The sequence below is a fragment of the Pseudomonas sp. B19125 genome (assembly GCF_044218855.1).
Classification (GTDB): Bacteria; Pseudomonadota; Gammaproteobacteria; order Pseudomonadales; family Pseudomonadaceae; genus Aquipseudomonas; species Aquipseudomonas edaphica.
In genome coordinates, this window is sequence record NZ_CP162589.1 from 612,999 (window position 1) to 632,902 (window position 19,904).

Consider the following 19,904-nt stretch of genomic DNA (forward strand, 5'->3'; position numbering starts at 1 on the left):
TTACTCAATATTCTGTACTTGTTCGCGCATCTGCTCGATCAACACTTTGAGGTTGACCGCAGCCGTGGTGCTGCGCGGATCAAACGCCTTGGAACCCAGTGTATTGGCTTCGCGGTTGAGTTCCTGCATCAGGAAGTCCAGGCGCCGACCGGCGGCACCCGCTGATTTGAGTACGCGGCGCACTTCGAGGATGTGGGTGCTCAGGCGGTCGAGTTCTTCGGCTACGTCGCTCTTTTGCGCCAGCAGCACCATTTCCTGCTCCAGGCGCACCGGGTCGAGGTCGGCCTTCATGTCGGTGAAGCGGTCCAGAACCTTCTGGCGCTGGGTGGCGAGCATCTGCGGCACCAGCTCACGCAGGGTGACCACGTCTTCTTCGATCGAAGTCAGGCGCTCATTGATCAGGCGGGCCAGTTCGGCGCCTTCGCGCTCGCGGCCGGCCTTGAGTTCCTTCAAGCCCTGGGTGAACAGGGCGAGGGCTTCGGCATTGAGGGCTTGCGGGTCGGTGGCGTCGGCCACCAGTACGCCGGGCCAGGCCAGCACTTCCAACGGGTTCAGCGCGGCCGGTTGCTTGATCAGGCTGGCGATGGTTTCGGCGGCGGCTACCAGTTGCGCGGCGCGATCGCGGTCGACCTGCAGCGGCTTGCCGGTGGTTTCTTCGGTAAAACGCAGGGTGCATTCCAGCTTGCCCCGCGAGATACCCTGGCGCAACGCTTCACGCACGGCGCCTTCGAGGTCGCGGAAGGATTCCGGCAGGCGCAGGTGCGGCTCCAGGTAGCGGCTGTTGACCGAGCGCAGTTCCCAGCTCAGGGTGCCCTGGGCGCCGGCTTTTTCGACGCGGGCGAAGGCGGTCATGCTGTGCACCATGGAAGTACCTCGCGATGCAGACCCGCAAATGCGGGCTGATGGGTAAATTTTGAAGCCGACAGGCTGCGAAGGCGCAGGATTGTAGCGCAGTGGGGCGAGCGCGCCCAAACAATGGGCGCCGACCAGGCCATTCGTAACCGAATTTTTTAGAAGTGCCCCGAAACGGTTCGCGGCTCTATAATGCTCGGCAGTTTTTCGTCCTTCGTACAGGTATCCCCTATGAAACGTCCAAGTGGTCGCGCTGCCGATCAGCTCCGCTCGATCCGCATTACCCGCAACTACACCAAACACGCCGAGGGATCTGTACTGGTCGAGTTTGGCGATACCAAAGTGATCTGCACCGTCAGCGTCGAAAACGGCGTGCCGCGCTTCCTTAAAGGCCAAGGTCAGGGTTGGTTGACTGCCGAGTACGGCATGCTGCCGCGCGCTACCGGCGAGCGTAACCAGCGTGAAGCCAGCCGTGGCAAGCAAGGCGGCCGCACCCTGGAAATCCAGCGCCTTATCGGCCGCTCGCTGCGCGCAGCCCTGGACATGTCCAAGCTGGGCGACGTGACCCTGTACGTCGACTGCGACGTGATCCAGGCTGACGGTGGCACCCGCACCGCCTCCATCACTGGCGCCATGGTGGCCCTGGTAGATGCGCTTAAAGTGATCAAGAAGCGCGGCGGCCTCAAAGGCGGCGACCCGCTCAAGCAGATGATCGCCGCTGTTTCGGTTGGCATGTATCAGGGCGAGCCTGTGCTGGACCTGGACTACCTGGAAGATTCGGCCGCCGAGACCGACCTGAACGTAGTGATGACCAGCACCGGTGGTTTCATCGAAGTGCAGGGCACCGCCGAAGGCGCGCCATTCCAGCCAGCCGACCTGAACGCCATGCTCGCCCTGGCCCAGAAAGGCATGACCGAAATCTTCGAACTGCAGAACGCCGCACTGGCCGACTGAGCCTGCCTCAAGGAGAAGCGCCATGAATGACAGCCAAATGCCCGTACCTACGCCTTCCTACGAAGTGCGCCAGGGAGCCATGTTGTGTCATCTCGCGGCGTTTCTGGGGTTTGTGTTCCCTTTCGGCAGTGTCGTGGGGCCGCTGATCCTGTGGCAGATGAAGAAGGAAGTGGACCCGTTCATTGATGATCAGGGCAAGGAAGCCCTGAACTTCCAGATCACCGTAGCCATCGCCTGGATGGCGTGCATTGTGCTGGCCTTCGCGGTGATCGGGTTTTTCCTGATGTTTGCCCTGGCAATCGCCACGGTGGTGCTGACGATCATCGGTAGCATCAAGGCCAACAAGGGGATTGCCTATCGCTACCCCTTGACCTGGCGAGTGGTCAAATAATGAGCAGGCACAAAAAAACCGACAGCGATGTCGGTTTTTTTGTGCCCGGAAAAAGACCTTAGATGGTCAGCGTCCAGTCGTAGTCCACGATCAGCGGCGCGTGCTGCGAAAAACGCGGCTGACGCGGCAGACGTGCGCTGCGAACGAACCGGCGCAGACCTGGGGTCAGCAACTGGTAGTCAAAACGCCAGCCCAGGTTGAGCATCTCAGCCTGTTCGTTATCCGGCCACCAGCTGTACTGGTCGCCTTCACGGCTGACTTCGCGCAGGGCATCCACATAGCCCATGTTGCCGACAATCTCGTCCATCCAGGCCCGTTCCGGCGCCAGGAAACCCGGTGATTGCTGGCTGTCACGCCAGTTCTTGATATCCAGCTTCTGTTGCGCCACGTACAGCGAGCCACAGTAAATGTACTCGCGACGTTTGCGTCGCTGTTTATCCAGATAACGGGCGAAATCGTCCATTAGCTTGAACTTCTGGTTCAAGTCTTCATCGCCGTTCTGCCCCGAAGGGAGCAGCAAGGTCGCGATGCTGACCTTGTCGAAATCGGCTTGCAGGTAGCGCCCGTAGCGGTCGGCTGTCTCGAAGCCGAGGCCGCTGATGACCGCCTTGGGTTGCAACCGTGAGTACAGAGCCACGCCACCTTGGGCAGGGACTTCGGCATCACAGGCATAAAGGAAGTAGCCATCCAGTTGGAAGGCTGGGTCGTCCAGTTCAAAGGCGGAGGCGCGGGTGTCCTGCAGGCAGATGACGTCGGCATTCTGTGCTTGCAGCCAACTGAGCAAACCACGCTCGACTGCAGCCTGAATACCATTGACGTTCACACTGATGATCCGCATAAATGGCCCCAAAAATCGCGTGCGTGTATGATACACGCCGTCTACCTAATTAGCTAAATCCGTGGTATCTGAGGCTTTTTTCATGCAGGCGTATCAACGCGATTTCATTCGTTTTGCCATCGATCGCGGCGTTTTACGCTTCGGTGAGTTCACTTTGAAGTCCGGGCGCACCAGCCCTTACTTCTTCAATGCAGGCCTGTTCAACTCGGGTTCGGCCCTGGCTCAGCTGGGTCGTTTCTATGCGGCAGCCATCGTCGATAGCGGTATTTCCTTCGACGTGTTGTTCGGGCCAGCTTACAAGGGCATCCCTCTGGCGGCCGCTACGGCCGTGGCCCTGGCTGAACATCATGAGCTGGATTTGCCATGGTGCTTCAACCGCAAAGAGGCCAAGGCTCATGGCGAAGGCGGCAGCCTGGTCGGTGCGCCACTCAAGGGCGACGTGCTGATCATCGACGATGTGATCACCGCCGGCACCGCCATCCGTGAAGTGATGCAGATCATCGCGTCCCAGGAAGGTGCCAAGGCCGCCGGCGTGCTGATCGCGCTGAACCGCCAGGAGCGCGGCAACGGTGAGTTGTCGGCAATCCAGGAAGTGGAGCGTGATTTCGGTATTCCGGTGGTGAGCATTGTTTCGTTGAACCAGGTGCTGCAATACCTGGAAGATGACGCGCAGCTCAAGCAGCATTTGCCTGCAGTGCGTGCGTACCGTGAGCAGTTCGGCGTCTGACACCGAACCCCTGTGGGAGCGGGCTTGCCCGCGATAGCGGTATGTCAGGCGGTGCAGTTCTTGAATGTGCCGCCGTCATCGCAGGCAAGCCAGCTCCCACATTGGAACTGTGAAAACAAAAAAGGCCCCGCTCAATTTGATTGAGCGGGGCCTTTTGGTTTTTGGCGTTTAAGGCCGCTTGCGGTTACTGATCAGCGTACCCACACCCGTATCGGTGAAGATTTCCAGCAGGATCGCATTCGGCACGCGGCCATCCAGGATCAGCGAACTGCCCACGCCGCCTTGCACGGCTTCCAGCGCGCAACGGATCTTCGGCAGCATGCCGCCGTAGATGGTGCCATCGGCAATCAGCTCGTCCACTTGTTGAGTGGTCAAACCGGTCAATACCTTGCCTTCCTTGTCCATCAGCCCGGCGATGTTGGTCAGCAGCATCAGCTTCTCGGCTTTCAGTGCTTCAGCCACTTTACCGGCGACCAGATCGGCGTTGATGTTGTAGGACTCACCGTTGGCGCCCACGCCGATGGGCGCGATCACCGGGATGAAGTCGCCCTTGACCAGCAGGTTCAACAAGTCGGTGTTGATGCCGATCACTTCGCCGACCTGGCCGATGTCGATGATTTCCGGCTGGGTCATTTCCGGCGTCTGGCGGGTCACCGTCAGCTTTTTCGCGCGGATCAGTTCCGCGTCCTTGCCGGTCAGGCCGATGGCACTGCCGCCATGGCGGTTGATCAGGTTAACGATGTCCTTGTTGACCTGGCCGCCAAGGACCATCTCCACCACGTCCATGGTTTGCGCGTCCGTGACGCGCATGCCATCGATGAAGTGACTCTCGATCGACAAGCGCTTGAGCAGGTCACCGATTTGCGGGCCGCCACCATGGACGACCACCGGGTTGATCCCCACGGCTTTCATCAACACGATGTCGCGGGCAAAACCGGTTTTCAGCTCGTCGCTTTCCATGGCATTGCCGCCGTACTTGATCACCAGCGTCTTGCCGACGTAGCGTCGAATGTAAGGCAACGCTTCGGACAGGACCTTGGCAGTGTTGGCAGCGGCTTCGCGTTCGAGGGTCATTCAGGGCTCCGGTAAAAAAATCAGAACGGTAATTGGAGATCAGGGGCAACACGTTTCAACTGGGCGTGGAACACGTCCTTGATGCGCTGCAACTCAGCCTCGGTATCCGCCTCGAAACGCAGGACCAGCACCGGTGTGGTGTTGGACGCGCGAACCAGGCCCCAGCCTTTGGCGTAATCGACTCGCACACCATCAATGGTGGTCAGGTTGGCGCCTTCGCCCCATTGCGCATCGTGCAGTGCGTCAATGATGCTGAATTTGCTCTCCTCGGTCACATGTATATTGATCTCTGGCGTAGAAATATCGTTCGGGAAGGTCTGAAACAGCTCTTGCGCCGTGGATTTTTCCTTGCTGAGGATCTCCAGCAGACGGGCGGCGCTGTAAATGCCGTCGTCAAACCCGAACCAGCGCTCTTTGAAGAACACGTGGCCGCTCATTTCACCGGCCAACAGCGCGCCGGTTTCCTTCATTTTCTTTTTGATCAACGAGTGACCGGTCTTCCACATTAGCGGGCGCCCGCCATATTCCTTGATCAACGGCGTGAGGCGGCGGGTGCACTTCACGTCGAAGATGATTTCGGCGTTGGCGTTGCGCGCCACCACGTCACGGGCAAACAGCATCAGCAGGCGGTCGGCGAACACGTTTTCGCCGGTGTTGGTCACCACGCCAACACGGTCGCCGTCACCGTCGAACGCCAGGCCCACGTCGGCGCCGGTTTCCTTGACCTTGGCGATCAAGTCCACCAGGTTTTCCGGCTTGCCTGGGTCCGGGTGATGGTTGGGGAAGTTGCCGTCGACGTCGCAGAACAGCGGGATCACTTCACAGTTGAGGGCTTCAAGCAGTTGCGGAGCGATCACGCCAGCCGCGCCGTTGCCGCAGTCCACCACCACTTTCAGGCGGCGGGCCAATTTGACGTCGCCGGTGATCTGGTCAGAGTAGCGTTGCAGAATGTCGACTTTGGTGACACTGCCTTTGCCGCTGGTCAGGTCGTTGGTCTTGAGGCGGTCGTGCAGGGCCTGGATCTGTTCGTTGGCCAGGGTGTCACCGGCGATGACGATCTTGAAGCCGTTGTAGTCCGAGGGATTATGGCTGCCGGTGAGCATCACCCCGGACTTACCGGCCAGTACGTTGGCCGCGTAGTACAGCGCTGGTGTCGGCACCAGGCCGACGTCGCTGACGTGGCAACCGCTGTCAGCGAGGCCCTGGATCAGTTGTTCCACCAGCTCCGGGCCGGACAAGCGGCCATCACGGCCTACCGAGACATTAGGTTCGCCCTGGGCCAGGCTCTGGGCTCCGATGGCGCGGCCGATCCAGTAGGCGGTTTCGGCGGTCAGGGTCTTGGGCACCACGCCACGAATGTCGTAGGCGCGGAAGATGCTGTCGGGGAATGTCGGGGCTACTCGGGCTGCGGTACTCATCGCGGGGGTGAACTCCATCTGAAGGGGGCAAGGCTGGCCTTAAAGTGGCTGACCGGCAGGCTCAAACTGAAGGGTATGACGGTGTTTTCGGCAGAGAGTTCGTGGTGCAAAAATGCCATCGGCGTGCCGAGGCACTTTGGGAAAACGCGTAATGCATTGATTTCATTGTGGAAATTTCGCTGAATAAATCCGCACATTCTTCATCCTGAATAGCCATGCGGTGGCGTCTTGCCGGACAACTGCATCCGGCAAGGTTCAGCTTAGTCAGTGGCTGCCGGAATGCCCAAAACCACCTGCGCCGCGCTGAGTTTCGTCGAACTCCTGCACCAGTTCGAAGTGTGCCTGTACCACCGGTACCAGCACCAACTGGGCGATGCGCTCGCCGACAGCGATGTTGAACGCGGTGTTGCCACGGTTCCAGCACGACACCATCAATTCGCCCTGATAGTCCGAATCGATCAGGCCTACGAGGTTGCCCAGCACGATGCCATGTTTGTGGCCCAGGCCGGAGCGCGGCAGGATCAATGCCGCCAGGCCTGGGTCGCCGACGTAGATCGACAGGCCGGTAGGAATCAGGATTGTCTGGCCTGGCTCAAGGACGGTGTCTTCCTTGAGCATGGCGCGCAGGTCCAGGCCGGCGGAGCCCGGAGTGGCATAGGCCGGCAGAGGAAATTCGTTGCCGATGCGGGGGTCGAGGATCTTGGCTTGCAAAGCGTGCATGTAAATTAAACCTGGTTCAGCCGTTGGGCGATAAATGAGATCAGTTGGCGGGCAATCTTGCCCTTGCTGGTCTGGGCGAAAAGGGTGGCGTGCAGCTCGCGGTCGATCACGCTGCAGGCGTTTTCCTCGCTGTTGAAGCCGATGCTCGGGTTGGCGACATCATTGGCAACGATCAGGTCGAGGTTTTTGTCTTTCAATTTGCGTGCGGCGTAGTCCAGCAAGTGCTCGGTTTCGGCGGCGAAACCGACACTGAACGGGCGGTCCGGGCGCGTGGCGATGGTGGCCAGGATGTCCGGGTTGCGCACCATTTGCAGGAGCAGGCCGTCGCCGCTTGTAGGGTCTTTCTTAAGCTTTTGCGGGGCGACAACTTCCGGGCGGTAGTCTGCAACCGCTGCCGAGGCGATAAACAGGTCGCAGGGAATGGCCGCTTCACAGGCCGCCAGCATGTCCCGGGCGCTGACTACGTCGATTCGCGTAACGCGATCAGGGGTTGGCAAGTGCACCGGGCCGGTGATCAGGGTGACGCGTGCGCCTGCCTCGACCGCGGCTTCCGCCAAGGCAAAGCCCATTTTTCCTGAGCTATGGTTGGTGATGTAACGCACCGGGTCGATGTTTTCCTGGGTCGGGCCGGCGGTAATCAGCACATGTTTGCCCGTGAGAGCCAGGTGCTGAAAGCACTCGGCGGCACACAGCGCGAGGTCAGTAGCCTCAAGCATGCGGCCCATGCCCACGTCGCCACAGGCTTGGCTGCCGGAAGCCGGGCCAAACACTTTAAGGCCGCGGCTTTGCAGGAGCTGGGTGTTGGCCTGGGTGGCCGGGTCGCGCCACATGGCCTGGTTCATGGCCGGTGCGATGGCGACGGTGGCGTCGGTGGCCAGTACCAGAGTGGTCAGCAGGTCATCGGCGATGCCTTGGGCCAGGCGGGCGATCAGGTCGGCGGTGGCCGGGGCGATCAACACCAGGTCGGCCCATTTTGCCAGCTCGATGTGGCCCATGGCAGCTTCGGCCGCCGGGTCCAAAAGGTCCAGGTGAACCGGGTGCCCAGACAAGGCCTGCATGGTCAGCGGGGTGATGAACTCACTGCCACCACGGGTCATGACCACGCGCACTTCGGCGCCCTGGTCCAGGAGCCTGCGAACCAGTTCTGCGCTCTTGTAGGCGGCAATGCCGCCGCCGACGCCGAGAACGATGCGTTTCCGATACAGACGCTGCATTGGTTTGCCTTTCCAGTTCAGTGATGCCAGTTCAGTGACGCCTGCGATGCCCCCTCCCCAGGGGAAATCACATGCAAAAAAGAGGGCTTAAGATAACACAGCGACCGCCAGGCAACAGCGGCGCACGTGCAGAGGGAGGCGGGATGAGTATTCGCGATTGGCCTGTGGCGGAACGCCCACGGGAGAAGCTTTTGGAATGGGGCGCGGCGAGTCTGTCGGATGCCGAGTTGTTGGCGATCTTCCTGCGTACCGGGGTTTCCGGCAGAAGCGCAGTCGACCTGGCGCGCCATCTATTGGCGCAATTCGGTGGCCTGCGCCCGTTGTTGGAGGCCAGCCAGACGCTGTTCAGCCAGCACTTGGGGCTGGGGCCGGCGAAATTTGCCCAGTTGCAGGCGGTGCTGGAAATGTCTCGGCGGCATATGGCCGAACGCTTGCGTGCCGACTCGGTGCTGGAAAGCCCGCTGGCCGTACGTGAGTACCTCAAGGCCTTGCTGCGCCACGAGCCCCACGAAATATTCGGCTGCCTGTTTCTTGACTCAAAGCACCGGGTGCTGGGCTTTGAGGCGCTATTTGAGGGCACCATCGACGCGGCCATCGTTTATCCGCGACAAGTGGTCAAGCGCGCGCTCGCTTACAACGCGGCGGCTCTTATCCTGTGCCACAACCATCCGTCCGGGAGCGTCGAGCCAAGTGCGGCTGATCGAAAATTAACCAAAATATTGCAAAAGGCCTTGGAGTCGGTAGATGTGCGGGTGCTCGACCACATCATCGTGGGCGATGGCGACCCGCTGTCGATGGCGGAATACGGCTGGTTGTAGGATGGGAGCAGCTGCAAGGTTGAAGCTGCAAGCCACAAGCGGCTTGCAGCTTGCAGCTTGCAGCTTAGGGCTTGACGCTGACCTTGGAGAAATCCTGGCGCCCAAACGGGCTCACCTGGTAGCCGTCAACATTCTTGCGCGTCAGGGCGAATGCGGTGGGGTGTGCCAATGGCAGCCACAATGCCTGCTGCTGAATCTGAGCCTGGGCCTGTTGGTACAACTTGCTGCGCACGCCTTGTTCACTGGTGGTCTTGCCGGCGCTGATCAGCTTGTCCAGGGCCGGGTCGCAGTAGCGGGCGAAGTTGGTGCCGGATTTTACCGCTGCGCACGAGAACTGCGGGGTGAGGAAGTTATCCGGGTCGCCGTTGTCGCCGGCCCAGCCCATGAACAGCAGGTCATGTTCGCCGGCTTTGGCGCGGCGGATCAGTTCGCCCCATTCGATTACGCGAATCTCGGCCTGGATGCCGACTTTGGCCAGGTCCGCTTGCAGCAACTGGGCACCGAGGTTGGGGTTGGGGTTCAGCAGGCTGCCAGTGGGGCGAGTCCAGATTGTGGTCTTGAAGCCGTTCTTGAGTCCGGCGCGCTCCAGCAGCGTCTTGGCCTTGGCGATGTTCTGTGGATAACCTGGCAAGTCCTTGGCGTAACTCCAGGTATTGGGTGGGTAAATGCCATTGGCTGCTTCGGCGGTGCCTTCAAATACGGCCTTGAGGTAGCTGTCTTTGTCGAAGGCCAGGTTGATTGCCTGGCGCACTTCGGGCTTGTCCAGCGGCGGGTGCTGGCTGTTGATCGCGACGAATGCGGTCATGAAGGCCGGGGTTTTTTCTACTTTGAGTGCAGGATCTTTCTCGGCTTCACTCACATCCAGTGGCTTGGGCGACAGGGCGATCTGGCATTCATCGCGATGCAGCTTTTGCAGGCGCACGTTGGCATCCGGGGTGATGGCGAAGATCAAGTTATCCACAGCCGGTTTGCCGGCAAAGTAATCCGGGTTGGCTTTATAGCGGACCACGGCATCCTTCTGGAACCGTACAAACACGAACGGGCCGGTGCCGATTGGCTGGCTGTTGAGTTTTTCAGGCGTGCCGGCCTTGAGCAGTTTGTCGGCGTATTCGGCCGGGTAGATCGAGGCAAAACCCATGCTCAAGGCGGCGAGGAAGGTGGAGTCGGCGTGATCCAGGGTGAAGCGCACGGTTAATGGGTCGAGAGCATCGATCTTCTTGACCAATGCGGGTAGTTGCAGCGACTGCGCATGGGGGAAGCCGCTCTGGGCGATCTTGTGCCATGGGTTGGCCGGGTCGAGCATGCGTTCAAAGCTGAAGCGTACGTCTTCGGCAGTCAGGGTGCGGCTTGGATTGAAGTACTCGGTGCGGTGGAACTTCACGTTCGGGTGCAGTTTGAAGGTGTAGGTCAGACCATCGGGCGACACTTGCCAGCTGTCCGCCAGGCTCGGCACCAGCTTGCCGGCCGTGGCGTCGTAGTCCACCAGGCGGTTCATCAGCACGTCGGCCGAGGCGTTGGTGGTGGTCAGCGAGTTGTACTGCACCACATCGAACCCTTCGGGGCTGGCCTCGGTGCAAACGCTCAGATTGGTGGCGGCAGAGGCCAGCGGCGCGATAAATAGAGGGGCGAGCAATAGCGGTAGGGCAGCGAGGCGCATATTCGGTTTCCTTTGCAGATCGAAGGCCCATCTGCGAGTGCAGTCTGGAAAAAGCCTACCGTAGTGGTCTGATTGATAAATGACTAGCCCATTTTTGCCTGTGCTTTTGGCGCAAATGCTGTTTTGATGGCGCCTCAGCGCGTTTCGCCTTGTACTTTTGTGTGCGGGCGAGCGCGGTAAATCATTCTGTGCGACGAGTGGTCGGCTGTTACAGCGGCCCCTCCTGGCAACGGTTCGGGCGTCTATTGCCAAGATTTACGCCGGTAAAAACACACGGGCTGTTGTTGCATTGGGGTCTTTCTGGTATAAAGCAGCGCTCTTTTCTAGGGGCCCGGTTCCTTCACTGTAGGTGTAGCCGGTAAGACCCTTAAAGAAACGCGGCGCCTGGCGCCAAATGACTGAGAGATTAAGCGGCCAACCCATGCCGGGTTGGGCATGTGGTTTTAGAGGGCTGAGGCATGTCGAGAGTCTGTCAAGTTACCGGTAAGGGTCCGGTGACTGGGAATAACATTTCCCACGCAAATAACAAAACCCGTCGTCGTTTCCTGCCGAACCTGCAGCATCACCGCTTCTGGGTTGAAGAAGAGAAACGTTTTGTTCGCCTGCGTGTATCTGCCAAAGGCATGCGTATCATCGACAAGCGTGGCATCACTGTCGTGCTGGCCGAAATCCGCGCCGCTGGCAAGATTTAAGGAGCTTTATCATGCGTGAATTGATTCGAATGATCTCTAGCGCCGGTACTGGTCACTTCTACACTACCGACAAGAACAAGCGTACTACCCCGGACAAGCTCGAAAAGAAAATGTTCGACCCGCGCGTTCGCAAGCACGTGATCTACAAAGAAGGCAAAATCAAGTAATTGATTTTCTTCCTTGTGAAAAAAAGCCCGTCTCTCACGAGACGGGCTTTTTTTTGCCTGAAATGTGCTGATCAGGCTTTCTGCTCGAACACCACGTAGATCTTGCGGCACGGCTCCAGCACTTCCCAGGTGCCGCTGAACCCGGCAGGAATCACGAAACGGTCGCCGGCACGCAAGGTCTTGGCATTGCCGTCGGCATCACGCAGTACCGAAACCCCCTGCACAATCTCGCAATACTCATGCTCGCTGTAATTGACCTTCCACTGCCCGACTTCACCTTCCCACACGCCGGCGTTCATCTGGCCGCACGGGCTGTTGTAGTGGTTATAAATGGTCTGCTCGGGGTCGCCCTTGAGGATTTTTTCGGCGGCCGGGCGGTAGCGGTCCGGGGTGGTGCTGGCTTGGCTGAAGTCGACGATATCCTGGATGCTCATGTGCGTGTCCCGTCTGGCCTGCGGTTGGAGAGCCCAAAGTCTATGTTTATTAAAATGAACATCGCAAGGGCGTTTACCGCCGTTATGTCAAATATATTGAAACACCCCCAGCCGCTGGTTTAGGGTGGCAGCTGCCTTGAGCCGAACAGCAGGCTGGCCGGGCAAGAATTCTTTGAGGCTGCCGGGGGACATCACCTGGCCCTTGTATTCAATAAGAGGAGGACACTCGCATGACCACCCTGACCCGTGCCGATTGGGAACAACGCGCCAAGGATCTGAAGATCGAAGGCCGCGCCTACATCAATGGTGAGTACACCGCTGCTGTTTCCGGTGACACGTTCGAATGCATCAGCCCGGTCGATGGCCGTCTGCTGGCTACCGTTGCCAGCTGCGACGCCGCCGACGCCCAGCGCGCTGTCGAGAACGCCCGCGCTACGTTCAATTCCGGTGTCTGGTCTCGCCTGGCGCCGGCCAAACGCAAAGCCGTCATGATCCGTTTCGCCGCGCTGCTCAACGCCAATGCCGAAGAACTGGCGCTGCTCGAAACCCTGGACATGGGCAAGCCGATCACCGACTCCCTGGGAATTGATGTGCCTGGCGCCGCCAACGCCCTTAGCTGGAGCGGCGAGGCGATCGACAAGATCTACGACGAAGTCGCCGCCACCCCGCACAACCAGTTGGGTCTGGTGACCCGCGAGCCGGTCGGCGTAGTGGGCGCCATCGTGCCGTGGAACTTCCCGCTGATGATGGCCTGCTGGAAACTCGGCCCTGCGCTGTCCACCGGTAACTCGGTGATCCTCAAGCCGTCCGAAAAATCCCCACTGACTGCCATCCGCATCGCGGCCCTGGCGGTTGAGGCCGGCATCCCTAAAGGCGTGTTGAACGTGCTGCCGGGCTACGGCCACACCGTCGGCAACGCGCTGGCGCTGCACATGGACGTCGACACCCTGGTGTTTACCGGTTCCACGAAAATCGCCAAGCAACTGTTGATCCGCTCCGGCGAGTCGAACATGAAGCGTGTATGGCTGGAAGCGGGCGGCAAGAGCCCGAATATCGTGTTTGCTGATGCGCCGGACCTGCAAGCCGCCGCCGAATCTGCCGCGGGCGCCATCGCCTTCAACCAGGGCGAGGTCTGCACCGCCGGCTCGCGCCTGCTGGTCGAGCGCTCCATCAAAGACAAATTCCTGCCGCTGGTGATCGAGGCTCTCAAGGGCTGGAAGCCAGGTAACCCGCTGGACCCGGCGACCAACGTCGGTGCCCTGGTGGACACCCAGCAGATGAATAACGTGCTGTCGTACATCGAAGCTGGCCATGCCGACGGCGCCAAGCTGGTGGCGGGCGGCAAGCGCACCCTGCAAGAAACTGGTGGCACCTATGTGGAGCCGACGATTTTCGACGGCGTGACCAACGCCATGAAGATCGCCCAGGAAGAAATCTTCGGCCCAGTGCTGTCGGTTATCACATTCGACAGCGCCGAAGAGGCGGTCGCTATTGCCAACGACACCATTTATGGCCTGGCCGCAGCCGTGTGGACCGCTGATATCTCCAAGGCACACCTGACTGCCAAGGCCTTGCGCGCCGGTAGCGTGTGGGTCAACCAATACGACGGCGGCGACATGACCGCACCCTTTGGTGGTTTCAAACAGTCGGGTAACGGTCGCGACAAGTCGCTGCACGCGTTCGACAAGTACACCGAGCTGAAATCGACCTGGATCAAGCTGTAAGCAACACCGCAGGTCAAATGTGGGAGCCGGTTTGTGTGGGAGCTGGCTTGCCTGCGATAGCATCACCAAGGTGTGGCTGACATACCGAGGTGCCTGCATCGCGGGCAAGCCCGGCTCCCACATAAGCCCGCTCCCACGCTGTTTTGTGTGATCTTGATAATTATCCACAGGAGCGTGGAAATGCGTTGGGCGACTTATTTCGCCGTGCTGGCCTCTGTCCTCAGCGTCGGCCTGGCCCTGGGCGTCAGCATGCCGCTGGTGTCCCTGCGTCTCGAAGGCTGGGGTTATGGCAGCTTCGCCATTGGCGTGATGGCCGCCATGCCGGCTTTTGGCGTACTGCTCGGCGCGAAGGTCTCCAGCCGGCTGGCCTCGTGGCTGGGCACCGCCAACCTGATGCGGCTGTGCCTGTGGGCCGGTGCCATCTCCATCGGCTTGCTGGCAATACTACCCAGCTACCCGGTGTGGCTGGTGCTGCGGCTGATGATCGGGGTGATCCTGACCATTGTGTTTATCCTGGGTGAAAGCTGGATCAACCAGTTGGTGGTCGAGCAATGGCGTGGCCGCCTGGTGGCGCTGTACGGTTGCAGCTATGCCTTGAGCCAATTGTCGGGCCCGTTGCTGCTGGGCGTACTCGGCACTGACCATGACTATGGCTTCTGGGTGGGCGTTGGCTTGTTGGTGGTCGCGCCGCTGTTGCTGCTAGGGCGTTCCGGTGCCCCAACCGCCGAGTCCTTCAGCGTGACGTTCAGTGACCTGTGGCGTTTCTGCCTGACGCTGCCGGCAATTGCCTGGGCGGTCGCCTTGTTCGCCGCGTTCGAGGCGATGATTCTGACGCTGCTGCCGGTGTATTGCCTGCAGCAGGGTTTCACCGCCGAGATTGCCTTGGCCATGGTCAGCACCGTGGTGGTCGGTGATGCGCTGTTGCAATTGCCCATTGGCGCTTTGGCCGATTACTTGCCGCGGCGCACCTTGTTCTTGAGCTGCGCGGTGTTGTTGCTGGCCTCAAGCCTGGCGATTCCTTTGCTATTGCATACGCAGTTGATCTGGCCGGTGTGGGTGATCTTTGGCGCGAGTGCCGGTGGGTTGTTCACCTTGTCGCTGATCCTGATCGGCGAGCGTTATCGCGACGATGCGCTGGTGCGTGCCAATGCTCACGTAGCGCAGCTGTGGGGCATCGGTTGCCTGATCGGGCCTCTGGTGGCGGGCGCGGGCAGCCAATGGGTCAGCGGGCATGCGCTGCCGTTGCTGATGGCGGCCGGGGCGCTGGGGCTGGTGGTGTTGCTACTGCGCCAGGGCGCATTCGGCGCCGCACAGCCTGCCTAAGCATTTGAAATGCAATCAACTGTGGGAGCTGGCTTGCCTGCGATAGCGGTGTGTCAGCTTGCCCAAATGGCGCCTGATACTCCGCTATCGCGGGCAAGCCCGGCTCCCACAGTTGACCCTGTTGTTCTTACAGCATGCGCTCCAGGCCAACACTGGTGGCGAACCACGCATTAAACCTGCGCCACCAACTGCCCGGCTCCCGTGTCAGTGTGTGCAATTGGCCGTTATCCTCGGTCACCCACACCACCTGGCCATTCTGCAATTTCGCCTCATAGCTCAACGCTGGCGCCATGCCTTGCAGCGCCAGGTTGCGCACGTGTTCCGCCAGTTCGGGGCTGTCTACCAGCACCCCGACTTCGGTGTTCCACAGCACCGAGCGCGGGTCGAAGTTGAACGAGCCGATAAACGACTTTTGCCGATCAAAGATCATCGCCTTGCTGTGCAGGCTGGAGTCCGAGCCGTGGAAGGCGCCTCGGCGAAACAGGTGTGGGCCACTGCCACCGCCCGCATCGCCCGGTTGGCGGCGCAGCTCGTAGAGTTTCACGCCGTGTTCCAGCAACGCCTTGCGATAGGGCGCGTAGCCGCCGTGTACGGCAGGCACGTCGGTGGCTTCGAGGGAGTTGGTCAGCAGGCTGACTGACACGCCCGCATCGGCGCGCCCGGTCAGGTACACCAGCCCGGGTTGCCCCGGCACGAAATACGCCGAAATCATCATCAGCTCATGGCTGACGCCTTCCAGCTCCGGCGCCAGCTGAGTGGTTAGCAGTAAGCGTGGATCGGGGTCAGCCTTGGCCAGCACCTTGCTCGGCGCATCCCACAACGCCTGGTTCCAGGCCCAGATCAGCTCGCGGCGCCAGATGTCCATGCGCGGTTGTGTCTGGTAAGTGCGCAAGCGGTTATAGAGGGCGTGGTTCTGCTGGCGCGACTCAGCCAACGAGTCTTGCAGGCGTGTGCGTGCGGCGTTCAGGTCACCCTTGGACGGGGTGCTTGAGACGAAGTCGTCAATGGGCTTGCTCAGCGCGCTGTTCCAGTACTGATCAAAGCTGTGCCCGAGCTGCTCGGCCACCGGGCCGACGCTGAGCATGTCGATATCGGTGAAGTTGAGATTGGGCTCGGCATCGAAATACTCGTCGCCCAGGTTGCGCCCGCCGACAATGGCCACGCTGTTATCCGCCAGCCACAGCTTGTTGTGCATGCGCCGGTGTTGCAGCGACAGGTTGAACAGCCGGCCCATCGCCCGTGTCACGCCGGTGCTGCGGCCCAGGTGCAGCGGGTTGAACAGGCGAATCTGGATCTGCGGGTGGGCGGCGAGGGTGGCGATAACCTGATCGAGGCCGTCGCTGGTGGTGTCGTCCAGCAAGATACGGATGCGCACACCACGGTCGGCGGCCTTGAGCAGTTCATCCACGAGCATGCGCGTGCTGATGCCGTCGTGCACGATGTAGTACTGCAGGTCGAGGCTGCTCTGAGCATTGCGGATCAGTTCGGCACGGGCCATGAAGGCTTCGCTGCTGTTGGGCAACAGGCGAAAGCCCGAACGACCTTGGTACGGCGCCGCCTGGGCCTGGATCGAGCGCCCGAACGAGGATTGCGCCGCAGGCAGGGCGTCGCTGGGGATGCGCGGTGCATCGACCGTGGCGCAGCCACTCAGCGTCAGGGCGCCCAGCAGCAAAAACGGTAAAAGCCGTCGAATCATCAAAGGCACTGCTTCCAGGTCAGGGCGGTTGTGGGATATGACGGCAGATTGCGGGGAAAGGTCAGTCGGTCACCTCGGCAAGCATCTTCATCGCGGCGGCCCCGACCTTGCGCACTGCCTCTTCGATCTGCGGCGTTGGCTTGGCAGCGTAGTTCATGCGCAGGCAATTACGGTATTTGCCGGAGGCGGAAAAGATGCTGCCCACCGCCACCTGTACGCCTTGTTCCATCAGCACACGGTTAAGCTTCAAGGTATCAAAGCCTTCCGGCAGCTCGATCCATAGCATGAAGCTGCCTTGGGGCCGACTGGCACGGGTGCCGGCCGGAAAATAGCGGCTGACCCAATCGAGCATCAAGTCGCGATTGCGCTGGTATTGGGTGCGCATCCGCCGCAAATGCGGCTCGAAGTGACCGTTTTTGAGGAACTCTGCGATGGCGATCTGCGGTTGCGTCGCTGTGGAACCGGTGCTGATGTATTTCATGTGCAACACCCGCTCAAGATAGCGCCCTGGCGCTACCCAGCCGATGCGCAGGCCGGGCGCCAGGGTTTTCGAGAACGAGCTGCACAGCAGCACACGGCCATCTTCGTCGAAAGATTTGATCGTGCGCGGACGCGGGTAGCTGTAGGCCAATTCGCCGTACACATCGTCTTCAATAATCGCCACGTCAAAGCGCTGGGCCAGGGTTAGCAGTGCGCGTTTGCGTGCCTCGGGCATGATGTAACCCAGCGGGTTATTGCAGTTGGGGGTCAGCTGGATGACCTTGATCGGCCACTGTTCCAGTGCCAGCTCCAGTGCTTCGAGGCTGATGCCGGTGATGGGGTCGGTGGGGATTTCCAGGGCCTTCATGCCCAGACCTTTGAGGGTTTGCATCGCGCCGTGAAAGCTTGGCGAGTCTACCGCAACAATATCGCCAGGCTCGCAAATCGCGTGGATGCTGGCGGACAGCGCTTCATGGCAGCCGGTGGTGATCACGATATCTTCGGCGGTCAACTGGCAGCCGGAATCCAGAGACAGTCGAGCGATCTGCTCACGCAATTCCATACAGCCAAGGATATTGTCGTAATACAGCCCCGGCAGGTCCTGGCGGCGGCTCACGCGGGCCAGGCTGCGCAGCAGGGGCTTCATGGTCGGCGACAATACATCGGGCATGCCACGGCCCATCTGTATGACGTCTTTGCGCGGCACGGCGCGAATCAGCTCCAGCACCTGGTCCCACTGCGAGATTTCCACCGGACGCTGTGCCGGACGGCCGATTTCCGGCAGCGCCGGCAACTCGCGTCCGACCGGCACAAAGTAGCCCGACTTGGGCTTTGGCATTGCCAGGCCGTTGTCTTCGAGCAAGCGATAGGCTTGTTGCACGGTGCTCAGGCTCACCCCGTGTTCCACACTCAAGGCCCGCACGGACGGCAAACGATCGCCGGGGCGATAGAAGCCCTGCTCGATGCGCGTGCCCAGTAATTCGGCGAGGTTGACGTAGAGGGTCATGGTGATCGCTCCGAGGGGACCAGTACAGATAGGCGCAAAATACAGGATTCAGCCCTTCATGGGCAGTATCTGTATGGATTTAATAAAGATTGGTTGAATCTGTAATGGTTTTGCCCGTGCGCCCATCCTAGTCACTCATGGCAACAGGCAAATGAGGGGCAACACGATGAACGGCATGAGCGATGTGCGGCTGATGTTACACAGTCAGCAATTGCAGGCAGGGCAGGAGCGGGCGAAGGTGCCTCGCGATATCAGCCGCTGGAGTCTGTTCTGGCACCGCCGCTACACGCGCAAAGCCTTGCTGCACCTGACCGGTGAGCAACTGCTTGACGTCGGGTTGACTGCCGAACAGGCGCGCCAGGAAGGCATGAAGCCGTTCTGGCGCGACTGATCAGAGCAGCTCTTTGAAGCGGTGCCAGAGCATCCCCAGCGCCAACAGCGGCGAGCGCAGATGTTTGCCGCCGGGGAAGGTGATGTGCGGCACCTGGGCGAACAAATCGAAACGGCCCTGCTGCTGGCCGCTGATTGCCTCGGCGAGCAGCTTGCCGGCCAGGTGCGTGGCGTTGAGGCCATGGCCGGCGTAGGCCTGGGCGTAATACACGTTTGGCTGGTCGGCCAGCCGGCCAATCTGCGGCAGGCGGTTGGCGCCGATGCCGATCATGCCGCCCCATTGGTAGTCGATCTTCACGTCCGCCAGTTGCGGGAACACCTTGAGCATTTTGGGGCGCATATAGGCGCCGATGTCCTGCGGGTCGCGGCCGGAATAGTGGCAGGCTCCGCCGAACAGCAGGCGGCGGTCGGCGGACAGGCGGAAGTAATCCACGGTCACGCGTTGATCGCACACCGCCATGTTCTGCGGCAGCAGGCTGGCGGCCTGGGCTTCGTTCAAGGGTTCGGTGGCGATGATGTAGCTGCCGGCGGGCAGCACCTTACCGCTCAATTGCGGGTTCAGGCCGTTGAGGTAGGCGTTGCAGGCCAGCACCAGGGTGTTGGCGCGCACGTTGCCATTGGCAGTGTGCACGTTGACCTCGGGGCCGTAGTCGATGCGCGTCACTTCGGACTGCTCAAACAGCTTCACGCCCAGCTGCTGCGCGGCGGCGGCTTCGCCGAGGGCCAGGTTCAGCGGGTGCAAATGGCCGGAACCCATGTCGATCATGCCGCCTACATAGCGCTCGGAGCCGATCACGCTGCTCATCTCGTTGGCTTGCAGCAGACGTACTTCATGGCGATAACCGAGGTTGCGCAGTTCTTCGGCGTCTTCGGCCAGGCCGATCAGATCGCGGGGTTTGTTGGCGAGGTCGCAGTAACCCCAGGTCAGGTCGCAGGGGATCTGATAGCGCTCGACTCGCTCGCGCACGATCTCCACGGCTTCCAGGCCCATCAGCTTCATCTGGCGCACGCCGTCGCTGCCGATCACGTTGCTGAACTGGTCCAGGCCGTGGCCGACACCGCGAATCAGCTGGCCGCCGTTGCGGCCGCTGGCGCCCCAGCCGAGCTTGCGCGCTTCCAGCAGCACCACGCTAAAGCCGCGTTCGGCCAGCTCAAGCGCTGTGTTTAGGCCGGAATAGCCGCCGCCAATCACGCACACATCGGCGCGCACTTCGCCCATCAACGCCGGGTAGTCGGGCTGTGAAACGCTGCTGGCGGCGTAGTAGGAAGCGGTGTGCCGGGCGCTGGCGGTCATGGGGAGCATCCCTGTTTGGAAAATTTGACGCAGGA

At 60.7% G+C, this 19,904-nt stretch carries 19 protein-coding genes and 1 pseudogene; 9 read left to right on the forward strand and 11 right to left on the reverse strand.

Annotation, left to right across the window (positions count from 1 at the left end):
• Positions 1–864: a YicC/YloC family endoribonuclease gene (locus AB4P96_RS02630; RefSeq protein WP_017135846.1), complete on the reverse strand. Its 864-nt coding sequence runs from the start codon at positions 862–864 to the stop codon at positions 1–3.
• 219 nt (positions 865–1,083) lie between these two features.
• Between AB4P96_RS02630 and rph the strand changes: the two genes are divergently transcribed.
• Both rph and AB4P96_RS02640 read left to right on the forward strand, forming a co-directional pair.
• Positions 1,084–1,806, forward strand: a complete 723-nt coding sequence (rph, locus tag AB4P96_RS02635) for a ribonuclease PH (protein ID WP_003213280.1) — start codon at positions 1,084–1,086, stop codon at positions 1,804–1,806.
• 22 nt (positions 1,807–1,828) lie between these two features.
• Positions 1,829–2,197 (forward strand): DUF4870 domain-containing protein, encoded by a 369-nt coding sequence (locus tag AB4P96_RS02640; RefSeq protein ID WP_017135847.1) that lies wholly within the window; start codon positions 1,829–1,831, stop codon positions 2,195–2,197.
• Positions 2,198–2,255: 58 nt separating this feature from the next.
• Here the strand turns inward: AB4P96_RS02640 and AB4P96_RS02645 are convergent, their stop codons facing one another.
• Positions 2,256–3,035 (reverse strand): exodeoxyribonuclease III, encoded by a 780-nt coding sequence (locus AB4P96_RS02645; protein ID WP_003176915.1) that lies wholly within the window; start codon positions 3,033–3,035, stop codon positions 2,256–2,258.
• Positions 3,036–3,117: 82 nt separating this feature from the next.
• Between AB4P96_RS02645 and pyrE the strand changes: the two genes are divergently transcribed.
• Positions 3,118–3,762 (forward strand): orotate phosphoribosyltransferase, encoded by a 645-nt coding sequence (pyrE, locus tag AB4P96_RS02650; RefSeq protein ID WP_017135848.1) that lies wholly within the window; start codon positions 3,118–3,120, stop codon positions 3,760–3,762.
• 168 nt (positions 3,763–3,930) lie between these two features.
• On the opposite strand, the gene argB is transcribed toward pyrE, so the two are convergent.
• The 4 genes and pseudogenes from argB to coaBC form a co-directional block, all read right to left on the reverse strand.
• On the reverse strand, positions 3,931–4,836 hold the full coding sequence (gene argB, locus AB4P96_RS02655; RefSeq protein WP_015886532.1) for an acetylglutamate kinase: 906 nt from the start codon (positions 4,834–4,836) through the stop codon (positions 3,931–3,933).
• Positions 4,837–4,856: 20 nt separating this feature from the next.
• Positions 4,857–6,278, reverse strand: a pseudogene (locus AB4P96_RS02660) (phosphomannomutase/phosphoglucomutase); the annotation flags it as partial.
• A gap of 240 nt (positions 6,279–6,518) precedes the next feature.
• Complete coding sequence (dut, locus tag AB4P96_RS02665) at positions 6,519–6,974, reverse strand: dUTP diphosphatase (protein WP_099550262.1); 456 nt, start codon at positions 6,972–6,974, stop codon at positions 6,519–6,521.
• Positions 6,975–6,979: 5 nt separating this feature from the next.
• Positions 6,980–8,188 carry a bifunctional phosphopantothenoylcysteine decarboxylase/phosphopantothenate--cysteine ligase CoaBC gene (gene coaBC, locus AB4P96_RS02670; RefSeq protein WP_015886530.1) on the reverse strand — a complete coding sequence of 403 codons (1,209 nt, stop codon included), beginning with the start codon at positions 8,186–8,188 and terminating at the stop codon, positions 6,980–6,982.
• Positions 8,189–8,331: 143 nt separating this feature from the next.
• Between coaBC and radC the strand changes: the two genes are divergently transcribed.
• Positions 8,332–9,006: a DNA repair protein RadC gene (radC, locus tag AB4P96_RS02675; protein WP_017135851.1), complete on the forward strand. Its 675-nt coding sequence runs from the start codon at positions 8,332–8,334 to the stop codon at positions 9,004–9,006.
• 64 nt (positions 9,007–9,070) lie between these two features.
• Here radC and AB4P96_RS02680 read toward each other — a convergent pair whose 3' ends face one another.
• A complete protein-coding gene (locus AB4P96_RS02680) occupies positions 9,071–10,663 on the reverse strand; it encodes an ABC transporter substrate-binding protein (protein WP_017135852.1) in 1,593 nt (530 codons plus the stop codon).
• 458 nt (positions 10,664–11,121) lie between these two features.
• Between AB4P96_RS02680 and rpmB the strand changes: the two genes are divergently transcribed.
• Together rpmB and rpmG are read left to right on the forward strand one after the other, a co-directional pair.
• Positions 11,122–11,355, forward strand: coding sequence for a 50S ribosomal protein L28 (gene rpmB / locus AB4P96_RS02685; RefSeq protein ID WP_003176907.1), 234 nt, complete (start codon positions 11,122–11,124; stop codon positions 11,353–11,355).
• Positions 11,356–11,366: 11 nt separating this feature from the next.
• The gene (gene rpmG, locus AB4P96_RS02690; RefSeq protein ID WP_003176906.1) at positions 11,367–11,522 is read left to right on the forward strand and encodes a 50S ribosomal protein L33; all 156 of its coding nucleotides are present in this window, start codon (positions 11,367–11,369) and stop codon (positions 11,520–11,522) included.
• 71 nt (positions 11,523–11,593) lie between these two features.
• On the opposite strand, the gene AB4P96_RS02695 is transcribed toward rpmG, so the two are convergent.
• Complete coding sequence (locus tag AB4P96_RS02695; RefSeq protein ID WP_236460714.1) at positions 11,594–11,956, reverse strand: cupin domain-containing protein; 363 nt, start codon at positions 11,954–11,956, stop codon at positions 11,594–11,596.
• A 230-nt stretch (positions 11,957–12,186) separates the two neighbouring features.
• Between AB4P96_RS02695 and AB4P96_RS02700 the strand changes: the two genes are divergently transcribed.
• On the forward strand, positions 12,187–13,680 hold the full coding sequence (locus tag AB4P96_RS02700; protein ID WP_017135854.1) for an aldehyde dehydrogenase: 1,494 nt from the start codon (positions 12,187–12,189) through the stop codon (positions 13,678–13,680).
• A 180-nt stretch (positions 13,681–13,860) separates the two neighbouring features.
• Positions 13,861–15,003 (forward strand): MFS transporter, encoded by a 1,143-nt coding sequence (locus AB4P96_RS02705; RefSeq protein WP_169988070.1) that lies wholly within the window; start codon positions 13,861–13,863, stop codon positions 15,001–15,003.
• Between the two features lie 127 nt (positions 15,004–15,130).
• On the opposite strand, the gene AB4P96_RS02710 is transcribed toward AB4P96_RS02705, so the two are convergent.
• Both AB4P96_RS02710 and AB4P96_RS02715 read right to left on the reverse strand, forming a co-directional pair.
• A complete protein-coding gene (locus tag AB4P96_RS02710) occupies positions 15,131–16,699 on the reverse strand; it encodes a phospholipase D family protein (protein ID WP_395600482.1) in 1,569 nt (522 codons plus the stop codon).
• 61 nt (positions 16,700–16,760) lie between these two features.
• Entirely contained in the window at positions 16,761–18,185 is a 1,425-nt protein-coding gene (locus tag AB4P96_RS02715; RefSeq protein WP_169988066.1) for a PLP-dependent aminotransferase family protein, read from the reverse strand.
• Between the two features lie 166 nt (positions 18,186–18,351).
• Here AB4P96_RS02715 and AB4P96_RS02720 point away from each other — a divergent pair, with 166 nt between their 5' ends.
• Complete coding sequence (locus AB4P96_RS02720) at positions 18,352–18,576, forward strand: DUF1127 domain-containing protein (protein ID WP_395600483.1); 225 nt, start codon at positions 18,352–18,354, stop codon at positions 18,574–18,576.
• On the opposite strand, the gene AB4P96_RS02725 is transcribed toward AB4P96_RS02720, so the two are convergent.
• The gene (locus tag AB4P96_RS02725) at positions 18,577–19,869 is read right to left on the reverse strand and encodes an FAD-binding oxidoreductase (protein WP_099550266.1); all 1,293 of its coding nucleotides are present in this window, start codon (positions 19,867–19,869) and stop codon (positions 18,577–18,579) included.
• Between the last annotated feature and the right edge of the window lie 35 nt (positions 19,870–19,904).